This window comes from Bradyrhizobium sp. SUTN9-2, assembly GCF_003122645.1.
Lineage (GTDB): Bacteria > Pseudomonadota > Alphaproteobacteria > Rhizobiales > Xanthobacteraceae > Bradyrhizobium > Bradyrhizobium yuanmingense.
The window spans coordinates 3,709,304-3,723,062 of the sequence record NZ_LAXE01000001.1; the positions used below are offsets into that span (position 1 = coordinate 3,709,304).

The window sequence follows — 13,759 nt, forward strand, 5'->3', positions numbered from 1 at the left end:
GTCCTTAGGGGCAGGCTTCGGGGGATGACGCTGGTGACGCACAATGAGTCAAGAGACACGATTCGACACGTTAAATCTGGGACGTGCCGACACGTCGCGATCCAAACCTGCCAATCATGACCTGAATGCGGCATGAACGTTCGCCGCATTTGGCCTCGGACGACACGCAGCTGTCGCTAGCGGCCGAGAAAGCCCAGCACCAGTTCCTTGTACGTCTCCGGCGCCTCCAGGAACACGAGATGGCCGGTGTCGGGGATTACCTCGGCCCGCGCGTTCGGCATCTTCGCGGCGAGCTGCTTCGCAAGCTCTGCGTTCTGCCCCATCTTGGCCCGCAGCGCCTCCGGCGCGAGCGGCCGGCCCGGCGCGTTGTGGTCGTCCGCACCCATGATGAACAGAGTCGGTGTCGCGATCAGCGGGATCTCGTGCGCCACCGGCTCACGATAGATCATCTGGCCGGAAGAGACGAAGGCGCGCAGCCAGCGCGGATAGTCCGGGCTGCCCTTGATATTGAAGCGGGCCTCGATGAACGGCGTGATGGCCTCGGCCGGCAGCTTGATTGCGTAATTGGTCTGGAGCTGCTTGCGATAGCCGTCGGCGGTGAGCCTGTCCTCGGTCTCGATCATCTTCTCGGTCGGCGTCGGCGGCACGTAGAGGCGGTAGTCCTCGAGCCCGATCGGCGCGGTCAGCACCAGATGGGCGAGGCGGCCCGGATAGGCGCGAGCGATGCGCACGCCGAGCATGCCGCCGAGCGAATGCGCGACGATCTCGGCCTTGTCGATTTTGAGGTGATCGAGCAGCGCAATGGTGTTGCGCGCCAGATTGTCGAAATGCAGCTCGCCCGCCGGCTTGGAAGACTTGCCGAAACCGACCTGGTCCGGCACCACGACACGAAAGCCGGCCTCGCTCAGCATCTTGATCACGGGCGCCCAATAGCTCGACGGAAAATTGCGCCCGTGCAGCAGCACGACGGTGCGGCCGTTCGGCCGTGCCGCGGCGACATCCATATAGGCCATGCTGAGCTGCTCGCCGTCGTTGACGACGGGGAGCAAGTGCACGGGGTAAGGATAGGCAAAGCCTTCGAGCGCGATGCCATAGGGCTCGCGGGGCGTGGCATCGGCGGCGTAGGTCGATGTGAGTTGGAAAGTAAGAAGGGCGGCGGCGAGCGCGGCCAGGAAGATGCGGTTCATCACGGTCTCCGTCATGCCCCGGGCTTGTCCCGCCTGCGCGGCCGAAGCCGCTTCGGCGAGGCGAAGGCCCGGGCATCCACGTGCCAGCCGCAATAAAGACGTGGATGGCCGGGTCAAGCCCGGCCATGACGAGAGTGCACATTCACACGCAAACGTGCGATCTCACAGAGCTTGTGTGATCAGTCCTTCCCATTCGCGAACAGCGCAGCGAACTGCTTCTCGCCGGTACGGGTGAAATTCACGATACGGCTGCCGGGCGTGGGATCGCGCGCGGCCCATTTCAACTCGGCGAACCGTTGCATCATGGCCGCGCCCAACGTGCCGGCGAGATGGTGCCGCCGCTCGCTCCAGTCGAGGCAGGCCTTGCAGACCGGGCGGCGCGGATGGCTGAGCATGTCGGGCGAGATCTGCAGGTGCTTCACAAGAAAGCGCTCGCCCTCGGCGGTCAGCTCGATCTCCTGCTTCTTCTGCCTGACCAGATGCCGCTCGCGCAAGGAGTCCAGCATCTGCACGCCGAGGTCGCCGGCGAGATGGTCGTAGCAGATCCGCGCGCGCCGCAGCGCAGGGTCCTTCGGCCCGGTGCGCACGCGCATATGGCCGGTCCGCGCGGCAAGGCCGGCGAGCCCCTCGAGCACGCCGGCGACGTCGTCGTCGGTGAGGCGGTAATAGCGGTGGCGGCCCTGTTTCTCCGGCTCGATCAGGCCGCCGGCCTCGAGCTTCGACAGATGCGAGCTTGCGGTCTGCGGCGTGATGCCGGCCTCCTGAGCCAGCTCGCTCGCCGTGAGCGCACGGCCGTTCATCAGCGCCGTGAGCATGTTGGCGCGGGCGGGATCACCGACCAGCGAGGCGACCATGGCGATGTCGGGTCCTGATTTCATGCTTCGATGGTAACCGAAGCGTTGGTGTCGGGCAAGGGCGTAGCGTGTTGTCACGAACACGTCATTGCGAGCGAAGCGAAGCAATCCAGACTGCGTCCGCGGAGGGACTCCTGGATTGCTTCGCTACGCTCGCAATGACGGCGAAAACAAAGGAGCCCATCATGTCCGTCACCGTCTTCATCCGCTATCAGCTCGATCCCTTCAAGCGCGCGCAGTTCGAGGAATATTCGAAGCGCTGGCTCACCATCATCCCGAGATGTGGCGGCGAGTTGATTGGCTACTTCATGCCGCATGAGGGTACCAACAACATTGCGTCCGCCCTGATCTCGTTCGAGAGCCTGGCCGCCTATGAAGCCTATCGCAAACGGCTCCGCGCCGATCTCGACGGTATGGCAAACTTCAACTTTGCCGAGGCGGAGAAATTCATCCTCGCCGAAGAACGCACCTTCCTGCGCAAGGTGGTATTGTAGGCCCACCAACAGCAGGAGACGCCCATGATCGCCGTGATCTTCGAGGTCTGGCCCAAGCCGGAACACCGCCAGACCTATTTCGACCTTGCAGCCGATCTGAAGCCGCTGCTGCAGACCATTGACGGCTTCATCTCGGTCGAGCGCTTCGAGAGCCTGACGGAGAAGGGCAAGATCCTGTCGGTGTCGTTCTGGCGGGATGAAGCGGCCGTCCAGGCCTGGCGCAACACGATGGAGCACCGCCGCACCCAGGCCAGGGGCAGGGCGCAGATCTTCGCCGATTATCACTTACGCATCGCCAGCGTCATCCGCGACTACGGCATGAACGACCGCGACGAGGCGCCGAAGGACAGCCGCGCCGTGCATGACGCGCACTAGCGGACTCGAAAACGCAGCCTTATCTCTGCGCGGCTAACAAGGGAGAGAAACATGCACGTGACGACCGCTGACAAGCGCGCGACGTTCAGGAAGATGCACGAGAGCGGCTGCTTCATCCTGCCCAATCCGGTCGATGTCGGCAGCGCGAAAGCCTTGCAGCATCTCGGTTTCAAGGCGATCGCGTCATCGAGCGCGGGCTTTGCCTGGACCATTGGCAAGGCCGACAATCACGTCACCGTCGAGGACGTCTGTCAGCATCTGGCAGCATTGAGCTCGGCTGTCGACATCCCAGTGAACGCCGATTTCGAGGGTGGCTTTGCGGTCGAGCCCGACAAGGTCGCGGACAATGTCGAGCGCGGTGTGCGCACCGGCGTTGCGGGCCTCTCGATCGAGGATTCCACCGGCGACAAGGACAAGCCGCTCTACGATCGCGCGCTGGCCGTCGAGCGCATCAAGGCCTCGCGCAAGGCGATCGGCGACAGCGGCACGCTGCTGGTCGGCCGCTGCGAGGCCTATCTGTGGGGCGTGACCGATCTCAAGCTCGTCATCGACCGGCTCACCGCCTATGCCGATGCCGGCGCCGACTGCCTCTATGCGCCGGGTCTGAAGAGCCGCGAGGACATCGCCGCGGTGGTCAAGGCGGTCGCACCGAAGCCGTTCAATCTTCTGATCGGCGGCTCCGGCCTGTCGCTGCAGGAAGCCCAGGATCTCGGCGTGCGCCGCATCAGCGTCGGCGGCTCGCTCGCCCGCGCCGCTTGGGGCGGCTTCATGCGCGCGGCCAAGGAGATGGCGGAGAAGGGGACCTTCAACGAGCTCGGCGGCGGCTATCCCGGCGGCGAGCTCAACAAGATGTTCGGGTAGGCAAACGAAAGCGGCGGGATGTTGCATCCCGCCGCTCTCGCGCATCATTACGAAATGTTACTTCGCGCCGTCGGACGGAGCTGGCGTATTCGGGGCCGGCCTGTTCGGCGCTGCACCCGTGGTCACGCCCGGCTCGGTGTTGCTGCGCGGCGTCACGTCACGCATGCCGGGAGGTGCGGCCGGATTGGTCGGCTGCGTCTGCGCAGTCTGCGAGGCCGGTGTGTTGCTGGCCTCGTTGGTGGTGCTGGAATTGTTCAAGCCGTAGAACACTGCGCCCAGCACCAGGGCGACAGCGACCGCAAACAGCGCGATCTTGCCGCTGGAGGCGGGGCCTTCCCCGAGCTCGGGATCGGCCTGCAGGTCGGCATCCCGGCGCGCCGCGCGAGAGTACTCATCGTCGGCGAGGTTCGGGCGGTACGGATCGTTGGGAAAACGGTCGTCTGCCATCGATTGGTCTCCTCGGTTATGACCCCCGGACAACCCTCAGGTGCGAGATTCTGTTCCGCGCCACCTGATGCTTTCGTCGCATATTGCCCCGTTGCGGGGAATCGGGAACCTGTTCTGTCGAATCCCCGGCCTAAAGTTCCATTGTCGGGAGGAGGAACACGGCGATGTGGAGCCTGCCGCCGACGGATAGTGTGCTGCATTTCCTGTCCCTGGCCGCGGTGGCCGCGCAGGGCATGACGGCTGCGCTCGCTGCCGGACGCCGCAGCATGGATTGGCTGGGCGTCTGCTTCCTCGGCTGCATCACCGCGCTCGGCGGTGGCACGTTGCGCGATCTCTTCCTCGGACATTATCCGCTGGCCTGGGTGCAGAACCCGATCTATCTCGCGCTCGCCGGCGGCGCCGCCTTCCTCACCATCCTGTTTGCGCGCCTCGTGCACCGGCTGAAGGTCGCCTTCATCGTGCTCGATGCCATCGGTCTCGTCGTCTTCACCATGGCCGGCTGCGACGTTGCCTGGCAGATGGATGCCTCGCTGCCGATCGTCATCGTCTCGGGCATGGTGACGGGCTGCGCCGGCGGCGTGCTGCGCGACGTGCTCTGCAACGACGTGCCGCTGCTGTTTCGCTCCGAGCTCTATGCCAGCGTCTCGGTGGTGACGGGGTTGTTCTATGCGACCGCGTTCGGTCTCAAGCTCAACGCGGAGCTCTGGACCATTTTGACATTTGTCCTCGGCATCAGCTTCCGCCTGCTTGCGGTGCGCTACAAATGGGAGATGCCGAAATTCGTGTTCACGGGGGATGAAGAGCGGTGAGCGCTGTCGCGCGCGAATGGCGAATAGCGAATGGTTCTGGGCCATTCGCCACTCGCTATTCCCCATTCGCCTCTCGCTTCCTTGCTTTTGCCACCTGTGCCGGTGTCACCAGCGGGCCTGCATTGCCCCAGGAATTGCGGATGTAGTTCGTCACCGCGGCGATCTCGGCGTCGGACAGCTGCTTGGCGTAAGCCGGCATCTCGCCGGTGTTCGGCGCGCGCGGCGTCGTCACGGTGTGGGCACCGTCGAGGATGATGCGCAAGGTCGAGGACGGATTGATCGATTGCAGCAGCGCATTGCCCGGCAGCGGCGGGTAGATGCGCGGGCTGCCTGTGCCGTCGGCCTCGTGGCAGGCAATACAGAGCTTTGCGTAGACCGCCTGGCCGGCCTTCATCTCGGCAGCGTCCGGCGGCGTTACGATCGTCTCGCGCCGGGCCGGCGGCAGGCTCTTCAGATAGGTCGCGATCGCGCGCACGTCGGCATCGCTCATCTTCGAGGTCGAGTTGACGACGACCTCCGCCATCGGCCCGCCGGCGTGGCTTTTGGCATTGCGCCCGGTTTGCAGGTACTCCGTGATATCGGCCTCGCTCCAGGATTTCAGCCCGGTGCGCAGGGCGCCGTCGAGCCGCGGTGCGAACCAGCCGCCGACCGCGTTGCCGGACAGCGCCTGCGCATCCCGGTCGGCGCCGAAATAATTCTTGGGCGTGTGGCAGGCGCCGCAATGGCCGAGCCCGGTGACCAGGTAGCCGCCTCTGTTCCAGGCCGCGCTCTTGGTCTGGTCCGGCTCGAACAGGCCGGGCTTGAAATACATCGTGTTCCAAAGCCGCATCAGGCCGCGATAGCCGAATGGCCAGCGCAGCTCCGGCGGCTTGTTGCGGCTGGTGACGGGCGCCAGCGTGGCGAGATAGGCGCGGATCGCCAGCGTGTCGTCCTTCGTCGTCTTCGTGAAGTAGGGGTAGGGAAACGCCGGGTAATAATTCGAGCCGTCAGGCGCGATGCCGGTGCGCAAGGCGCGGGTGAAATCGGCATCCGTCCAGCCGCCGATGCCAGTGTCACGGTCCGGCGTCAGGTTCGGCGCATAGATCGCGCCAAAGGGCGTGTCGATGCGCTTGCCACCCGCGAACGGTTTGGCCGGATCGGCAGTGTGGCAGCCCGCGCAGTCGCCGGCCTCGACCAGCGCCTTGCCATAGGCGATCAGCTCGGGCGATGGTCCGGCGGCGCCGGCCGCGCTTGTGACCGTACTTGCAACCGCACTGCACAACGCCAGGCCCACAAGCGCCAGGCCCGTCAGAATCGTCCGCATCGACAGCCTCCCCTGCGACCCATCGACCCTACCTGCGTGAAGGGAAGCGTCGATTCATTTCGCAACGATGGGGGTATGGTGACACAAACTGAAAATCGCCAACGTGTTTCAGGCCACGAAATTGCGATTTTTACCCGAGGCCTCCTTTGGTCCAGAATTGTGATGCGGAGCATGAAATATCCGACATAGAGTGGCGGAGGTGGTCGGCGCGCCCTAGCTAAAACCAATGGGCAGGCAACGACTTAAGTCAGCAAGACCTGAACAGGGCGCGAAGCGAGGACAGCATGGGCATCAACCAGGGTCCGATCAGTCTCGATCAAAAGTACACCCAGCAGACCGGACACGTCTTCACCACGGGCATCCAGGCCCTGGTCCGCTTGCCGATGGCCCAGATCCGGCGCGACCGCGCCAACGGCCTCAACACCGCGGGCTTCATCTCCGGTTATCGCGGCTCGCCGCTCGGCGGCTACGACCAGCAGCTGTTCGCCGCGCGCAAGCATCTCGAGCAGTACAATATCAAGTTCCAACCCGGCGTGAACGAGGACCTCGCCGCGACCGCGGTATGGGGCTCGCAGCAGCTCAACCTCTCGCCCGGCGCCAAATACGATGGCGTGGTCGGCATCTGGTACGGCAAGGGCCCGGGCGTCGACCGCTGCGGCGACGTGTTCCGTCACGGCAATGCCGCGGGCTCGGCCAAGAACGGCGGCGTGCTGTGCCTTGCCGGCGACGACCACGGCGCGAAATCCTCCACCGTCCCGCATCAGTCCGACCATGCTTTCATGTCGGCACTGATGCCGTATCTCTACCCGTCGAGCATCCACGAGATGATCGAGATGGGCCTGCTCGGCATCGCGATGTCGCGCTATTCCGGCTGCTGGGTCGGCATGAAGGTGATCACGGAGACGGTGGAGACCACCGCCGAGATCGACCTCACCGACGAGATGAAGCCGTTCATCATTCCCACCGATTTCGAGCTGCCACCCGGCGGCCTCAACCTGCGCTGGCCCGACGACCGCTTCGAGCAGGACCGGCGCCTGCAGGACTACAAGGGCTTTGCCGCCATCGCCTTTGCCCGCGCCAATAAGGTCAACCGCGTCACCATGGATTCGCCGACCGCCCGTTTCGGCATCATGGCCTCTGGCAAGAGCTACGAGGACGTTCGTCAGGCGCTGCGCGAGCTCGGCATCACCGAGGAGGTCGCCGCCAAAATCGGCCTTCGTCTCTACAAGATCGGCATGCCCTGGCCGCTCGAGCCGGAAGGCGTGCACGAATTCGCCGTCGGCCTGGAGGAGATCTTCATCGTCGAGGAGCGGCGCGAGATCGTCGAGAACCAGGTCAAGCAGGTGTTGTTCAACTGGCGCGACGATGTGCGCCCGCGCATCGTCGGCAAGATGGACGAGCACGACAAGCGCTTCCTGACCTTCGCCGCCGAGCTCAGCGTCGCCTCGCTCGCGACCTCGCTGACCGAACGCCTGCTTCGACTTGATCTCAACCCTGAAATTGCGGAGATGCTCCGCGCCAAGGCCGACTGGTTCAACGGCCGCCAGGCGACCCAGATGCAGGCGGTCGCCCCTGTCTCCCGAACCCCGTATTTCTGCTCCGGCTGCCCCCACAACACGTCGACGAAAGTCCCCGAAGGCAGCCGCGCGCTGGCCGGCATCGGCTGCCACTTCATGGCGCTGTGGATGGACCGCTCGACCGAGACGTTCACGCATATGGGCGGCGAGGGCGTGCCCTGGGTCGGCATTGCGCCCTTCACCAACGAGAACCACATCTTCGCCAATCTCGGCGACGGCACCTATTTCCACTCCGGCATTCTCGCCATCCGCCAGGCGATCGCCTCCAAGGCCAACATCACCTACAAGATCCTCTACAACGATGCGGTAGCCATGACCGGCGGCCAGCGTCATGACGGCGATCTCTCGCCGCAGCAGATCACCCAGCAGCTGTACGCCGAAGGCATCCGCGAGCTCTATCTGGTCTCGGAAAACCCCGACGCTTACCCCGCCGATACCATCGCGCCCGGCGTGAAGAAGTATCACCGCGACGAGCTCGACAACGTCATGAAGATGTGCCGCGAGTTCAAGGGCACCTCGGCGATCGTGTTCGTGCAGACCTGCGCCGCCGAGAAGCGCCGTCGCCGCAAGCGCGGCCTGATGGAGGACCCGGCGCGCCGCGTCATGATCAATCCGGCCGTCTGCGAAGGCTGCGGCGATTGCTCGGTGCAGTCGAACTGCATCTCGGTCGAGCCGCTGGAGACCGAGTTCGGCCGCAAGCGCGCTATCAACCAGTCATCCTGCAACAAGGACTATTCCTGCCTGAAAGGATTCTGTCCGTCCTTCGTCACCATCGACGGCGGCGCGCCGCGCCACCGCGCGCCAGCCGAGCTCGCTGAGATCGGCACGCTGCCCGAGCCGGCCTCGCGCCCGACGCTCGACAAGCCCTATAACATCGCCGTCGGCGGCGTCGGCGGCACCGGCGTGCTCACCATCGGCGCGCTGCTCGGCATGGCCGCCCACATCGAGGGCAAGGCCTCGATGATCCTGGATATGTCGGGCCTCGCGCAAAAGGGCGGGGCGGTGCTCAGCCATGTGCGGCTATCAGATCATCCGGCCGAGGTGACCTGCTCGCGCATCGTCACCGGCACGGCCGATCTCGTGCTCGCCGCCGACGAGGTCGTCGCAGTCGCCAAGGACACGATCACCCTTTGTGACACCAGCCGCACCCACGGCATCATCAACAGCCACGTCATTCCCACCGCCGATTTCATCCTCAATCGCGATTTCAATTTCCAGACCCGCAAGCTGAACGGGCTCCTGGAAACGGCGCTGCACAAGGATTCGGTGTTCTTCGACTTCACCAAGCCGGCCGAGCAGCTGCTCGGCGATGCCATCGCCACCAACATGATGATGATGGGCTATGCCTATCAGAAGGGTCTGTTGCCGCTCTCCGCGGAAGCGATCGAGCAGGCGATCGAGGTCAATGGCGTCTCGATCAAGATGAACAAGGAAGCTTTCCGCCTTGGCCGTCTCGCGGTCGCCGACCCCAAGCGCCTTGCGGATATGCTGAAGGGCGGGGACGAAGTGGCCGCGCCGAAGGCGCTCGATGCCATGACGCTCGACGAGGTCATCGAGCACCGTGCCAAGCATCTGACCGCCTACCAGAACGCTCGTCTCGCCAGGCGCTATCGCAAGCTGGTCGACCAGGTCCGCGACGCCGCGGCGAAGGGCGGCTATGGCGATGCGCTGCCGCGCGCGGTCGCCGTGAATTATGCAAAGCTCCTGGCCTACAAGGACGAATACGAAGTGGCGCGCCTCTACACCGACGGCGCCTTCGAGCAGCAGCTCCGCGACCAGTTCGAGGGCGACTTCAAGTTCAACTTCAATCTCGCGCCGCCGATCTTCAGCAGCGGTGTCGATGCGCTGGGGCGCCCGAAGAAGCGCGCCTTCGGCCCGTGGATGCTGAAGGTCTTCCGAGTGCTGGCCAAGTTCAAGTTCCTGCGCGGCACGCCGTTCGACATCTTCGGCCGCAGCGCCGACCGCAAGCTCGAGCGCGATCTCATCGCCAGCTACGAGAAGGACGTCGCCACCGTGCTCGGCCTGTTGTCGCCGCTCACGATTGACACCGCGGTCGAGCTGCTCTCACTGCCCGACCGCATCCGCGGCTACGGCCCCGTGAAGGAGAAGGCCGTACACGACGCCAAGGCCCGCTACGCCCAGCTCGCCGCGGATTTGGCCAACCCGCCGCCGGCGCCCCGGCAGATCGCGGCGGAGTAGGCGCTCTCGTAGGGTGGGCAAAGGCGCAAAGCGCCGTGCCCACCATCTCACCAGGATGGCACCAGATGACGTGGGCACGCTTCGCTTTGCCCACCCTACAGCACCGTCCCTTGTGTTGCCCGTCGGACAAAACACCCACGCTATAGGTCAAGCCGGGCGCGCAAAAACATTCCGCTTTACCGAAATTCGGAATTATCGTATCTCTCCGCCACCTCATCCCTCTCAGAGGGGCGTATCGCGATCGTCACGAAACGCGGGGTGAGCGGCGGTGGACGCGGGCTGCGTCGCGCGAGTCTTTCGCGCGCACGACGGGCGCGGTCTCGCGTACGGCAAAATCGTGTGGTCCTGACGCCCGGGGTCTGTGCGTCAAGTCGTGCGGGTCTCTCTCGCAAGGCGACGGGGGCAATAGTGCATCGCTCCCCGGGGAGAGCGCGACATAAGCCGTAAAGCCACTGCGCAGGGAAGGCCGGATGTTGGGCTTCACCTGTATGCCGCTGTGCATCTGTTTTTCGCGCAATTCGCGCACAGCGGACCGTGGGTGCCCAGCCGGCACCCGGTCTTCCCTGCGCCCTCTGTCTTCGGAGGGAGCAAGACGGGAGCAAAACTCGGGCGAGATGTGCCGCGAGGATGCGGGCGTGTGTCTGCGAGCGAGTCTTGAGTTGAAGCAGTGCCATCAGTGGCAACAAACTCCGTCATTGCGAGCGTAGCGAAGCAAATCCAGAATTCCTCAATGGAGGGGCTCTGGATTGCTTCGTCGCAAGGGCTCCTCGCAATGACGACGCGGCGGGCAGGTTCGCTTGCTATCTGGGGCGGATTTTCGGATGTGCTCCCCTTGCGCCAATCCGCTACCCTCTCGCGGGGCGGAATATTTCCGCGCTTGCCAATCAGCCCGGTGCGGTTCAGAAAAAAGAGCCAAAAAAAGAGCCACGAACGAGACGCGAGCGGAGACTGAAGTTTTGACCATCAAGGGCAAGGCCTACATTGCCGGGATCTACGAACACCCGACCCGGCATGCGCCGGACAAATCCACCGCCCAGCTCCACGCCGAGGTCGCCAAGGGCGCGATCGAGGATGCCGGGATCAGCAAGGATGATATCGACGGCTATTTCTGTGCGGGCGACGCGCCCGGCGGCGCCTGGCCGATGGTCGATTATCTCGGCCTGAACACCAAGAAGCTTCGCCACATTGATTCCACCGAGACCGGTGGCTGCTCCTACATCATCCATCTCGGCCATGCCGCCGAGGCGATCGCTGCGGGCAAATGCTCGATCGCGCTCGTGACGCTCGCCGGCAAGCCGCGCACCGGCGCGATGCCGCCGCGCGCTTCCGGCGCCGAGGTCGATTTCGAAACCGCTTACGGGGCGACCACGCACAATGCCTATGGCATGTGTGCCATGCGCCACATGCACGACTATGGCACCACCTCCGAGCAGCTCGCCTGGATCAAGGTCGCGGCCTCGCATCACGCGCAGTACAATCCGTATGCGATGCTCAAGGACGTGGTCACTGTCGAGGACGTCCTGAACTCGCCGATGATCTCCGATCCCCTGCATCGCATGGATTGCTGCGTCGTCTCCGACGGCGGCGGCGCGCTGATCGTGACGACGCCGGAGATTGCCAAGAGCCTGAAGAAGCCGCTGGTGCGCCTGATCGGCCATGGCGAGGCGATGAAGGGCCCGCGCGGCGGCAAAGATCTCGACCTCACTTACTCCGCCGGCGTCTGGTCCGGTCCGCGTGCGTTCGAGGAAGCCGGCATCACGCCGAAGGACATCAAATACGCCTCGATCTATGACAGCTTCACCATCACCGTGCTGATGCAGCTCGAAGACCTCGGTTTCTGCAAGAAGGGCGAGGGCGGCAAGTTCGTCGCCGACGGCAACCTGATCTCGGGCGTCGGCAAGCTGCCGTTCAACACCGATGGTGGCGGCCTCTGCAGCAACCACCCCGTCAACCGCGGCGGCATGACCAAGATCCTCGAAGCCGTCAGGCAGCTGCGCGGCGAGGCGCATCCGAAGGTGCAGGTCAAGAACTGCGATCTCGCCATCGCCCACGGCACCGGCGGCCTGCTCGGCGTCCGCCACGCCGCCTCGACCGCCATTCTGGAGCGCGTGTGATGAGCGAAGTGAAAAAGTATCCGGCCCCGGTGACGAATCCCGAGACTTCAGCGTTCTGGGACGCGGCGAAAGAGGGCAAGTTCATGATCAAGCGCTGCACCGCCTGCGGCGAAGCGCATTACTTCCCGCGCTCGATCTGCCCGTTCTGCTACTCCGACAAGACGGTGTGGGAACAGGCCTCTGGCGAGGGCACGATCTACACCTACAGTTTGATGCGGAAATCGCCGACCGGTCCTTACGCCATCGGCTACGTCACGCTGAAGGAGGGGCCATCGGTGCAGACCAATTTCGTCGACTGCGATCTGGAGAAGCTCAAGATCGGTCAGAAGGTGAAGGTGGTGTTCAAGCCGACCGACGGCGCCCCGCTGCCGTTCTTCACGGTGGCTTGATTGCTTTCTTCCTTCCCCCCTTGCGGGGGAAGGTGGCGCGAAGCGCCGGATGAGGGGTTCTCTCCACGGAGAGAATCTTCAACGTGGAAGCAACCCCTCACCCAAACGCGTATGTGGCCGGCACCTCGGAGCCCTCTCCCGCAAGGGGAGAGGGCGCATCAGTAAGCGCCGGTGAAATCCCGGGAGAAACCAGAAGAATGTCCGCCAGATACGAAGAGCTCAAAGGCCTGAAAAATCTCGGCCAGAAATACGCCTACACCGATCGCGAGGTGATGCTCTACGCCTACGGCATCGGCCTCGGCGCCGATCCCATGGACGAGAACGAGCTCGCCTTCGTCAACGAGGGCACGTTCACGCCGCGGCCGCTGAAGGTGGTGCCGACCTTTGCTTCAGTCGCGGCCTGGGGCTCGGGCCCGGGCGAGATGAATCTCAACCGCGTCATGGTGGTCGACGGCGAACGGGACATCACCTTCCACCAGCCGCTGCCGGTCGCCGCCAACATCACCGCCGACTCCTCGGTGCTCGAAGTCTACGACAAGGGCAAGGACAAGGGCGTGGTCATCGTTCACCAGACCGTGCTGAAGAACGAGAAGGGCGAGAAGCTGGCAACGCTGGTCGCCTCGCGCTTTGCCCGCGGCGATGGCGGCTTCGGCGGGCCGAACCTGACCCAGCCCGATCCGCACAAGATCCCATCGCGCGAGCCGGACAAGACCATCGACATCACCACGCGCCCCGACCAGGCGCTGGTCTATCGCCTCTGCGGCGACCGCAACCCGCTGCACTCCGATCCCGAGTTCGCCAAGAAAGCCGGCTTCCCGCGTCCGATCCTGCACGGCATGTGCACCTACGGCATCACCTGCCGCGGCGTGCTCCAGACCTATGCCGACTACGATGCGAGCGCCTTCCGTCAGCACGTCGCGCGGTTCTCCTCGCCGGTCTATCCCGGCGAGACCGTGACCATGGATCTCTGGAAGGACGGCAACGTGATCTCGTTCGAAGCCAAGGTGAAGTCGCGCGGGGTGACGGTGATCAAGAACGGCAAGACGGTGCTGGGTTAGTGGGCACCGGCGTTTCACTCCCTCGCCCCGCTTGCGGGGAGAGGGTGGGGTGAGGGGTTCTCACCACGAGTGGGGACGGTATTGAGACCTGT

The 13,759-nt window shown here is 64.4% G+C and carries 12 protein-coding genes; 8 read left to right on the forward strand and 4 right to left on the reverse strand.

Annotated features, from left to right (window positions below; genetic code table 11):
* Positions 1 to 176: 176 nt before the first annotated feature.
* Together XF30_RS17215 and XF30_RS17220 are read right to left on the reverse strand one after the other, a co-directional pair.
* Positions 177 to 1,187, reverse strand: a complete 1,011-nt coding sequence (locus tag XF30_RS17215) for an alpha/beta fold hydrolase (RefSeq protein WP_109145745.1) — start codon at positions 1,185 to 1,187, stop codon at positions 177 to 179.
* Between the two features lie 179 nt (positions 1,188 to 1,366).
* Positions 1,367 to 2,065 (reverse strand): winged helix-turn-helix domain-containing protein, encoded by a 699-nt coding sequence (locus tag XF30_RS17220; RefSeq protein ID WP_192893176.1) that lies wholly within the window; start codon positions 2,063 to 2,065, stop codon positions 1,367 to 1,369.
* Positions 2,066 to 2,226: 161 nt separating this feature from the next.
* Here XF30_RS17220 and XF30_RS17225 point away from each other — a divergent pair, with 161 nt between their 5' ends.
* Genes XF30_RS17225 through XF30_RS17235 form a run of 3 tightly spaced genes read left to right on the forward strand, consistent with a single transcriptional unit; the run spans position 2,227 to position 3,771 of the window.
* Positions 2,227 to 2,535, forward strand: coding sequence for an NIPSNAP family protein (locus XF30_RS17225; RefSeq protein WP_036011128.1), 309 nt, complete (start codon positions 2,227 to 2,229; stop codon positions 2,533 to 2,535).
* 24 nt (positions 2,536 to 2,559) lie between these two features.
* Positions 2,560 to 2,910 carry an antibiotic biosynthesis monooxygenase family protein gene (locus tag XF30_RS17230; RefSeq protein WP_036011104.1) on the forward strand — a complete coding sequence of 117 codons (351 nt, stop codon included), beginning with the start codon at positions 2,560 to 2,562 and terminating at the stop codon, positions 2,908 to 2,910.
* 51 nt (positions 2,911 to 2,961) lie between these two features.
* Positions 2,962 to 3,771 carry an isocitrate lyase/PEP mutase family protein gene (locus tag XF30_RS17235; RefSeq protein WP_036011106.1) on the forward strand — a complete coding sequence of 270 codons (810 nt, stop codon included), beginning with the start codon at positions 2,962 to 2,964 and terminating at the stop codon, positions 3,769 to 3,771.
* Between the two features lie 57 nt (positions 3,772 to 3,828).
* On the opposite strand, the gene XF30_RS17240 is transcribed toward XF30_RS17235, so the two are convergent.
* Positions 3,829 to 4,218, reverse strand: a complete 390-nt coding sequence (locus XF30_RS17240) for a hypothetical protein (RefSeq protein ID WP_036011109.1) — start codon at positions 4,216 to 4,218, stop codon at positions 3,829 to 3,831.
* Positions 4,219 to 4,382: 164 nt separating this feature from the next.
* On the opposite strand from XF30_RS17240, the gene XF30_RS17245 reads away from it, so the two are divergent.
* Entirely contained in the window at positions 4,383 to 5,027 is a 645-nt protein-coding gene (locus XF30_RS17245; protein ID WP_036011112.1) for a trimeric intracellular cation channel family protein, read from the forward strand.
* 55 nt (positions 5,028 to 5,082) lie between these two features.
* Here the strand turns inward: XF30_RS17245 and XF30_RS17250 are convergent, their stop codons facing one another.
* Positions 5,083 to 6,330, reverse strand: coding sequence for a c-type cytochrome (locus XF30_RS17250; protein ID WP_109143377.1), 1,248 nt, complete (start codon positions 6,328 to 6,330; stop codon positions 5,083 to 5,085).
* A 284-nt stretch (positions 6,331 to 6,614) separates the two neighbouring features.
* Between XF30_RS17250 and XF30_RS17255 the strand changes: the two genes are divergently transcribed.
* From XF30_RS17255 to XF30_RS17275, 4 genes are all read left to right on the forward strand, one after another.
* The gene (locus XF30_RS17255) at positions 6,615 to 10,106 is read left to right on the forward strand and encodes an indolepyruvate ferredoxin oxidoreductase family protein (RefSeq protein WP_109143378.1); all 3,492 of its coding nucleotides are present in this window, start codon (positions 6,615 to 6,617) and stop codon (positions 10,104 to 10,106) included.
* A 956-nt stretch (positions 10,107 to 11,062) separates the two neighbouring features.
* Positions 11,063 to 12,220, forward strand: coding sequence for a thiolase family protein (locus tag XF30_RS17265; RefSeq protein ID WP_036027539.1), 1,158 nt, complete (start codon positions 11,063 to 11,065; stop codon positions 12,218 to 12,220).
* On the forward strand, positions 12,220 to 12,609 hold the full coding sequence (locus tag XF30_RS17270) for a Zn-ribbon domain-containing OB-fold protein (RefSeq protein ID WP_036011139.1): 390 nt from the start codon (positions 12,220 to 12,222) through the stop codon (positions 12,607 to 12,609). Before XF30_RS17265 ends, XF30_RS17270 begins: the two co-directional genes overlap by 1 nt.
* Positions 12,610 to 12,806: 197 nt before the next feature.
* Positions 12,807 to 13,667, forward strand: a complete 861-nt coding sequence (locus XF30_RS17275; protein WP_036011141.1) for a MaoC family dehydratase — start codon at positions 12,807 to 12,809, stop codon at positions 13,665 to 13,667.
* Positions 13,668 to 13,759 lie beyond the last annotated feature (92 nt).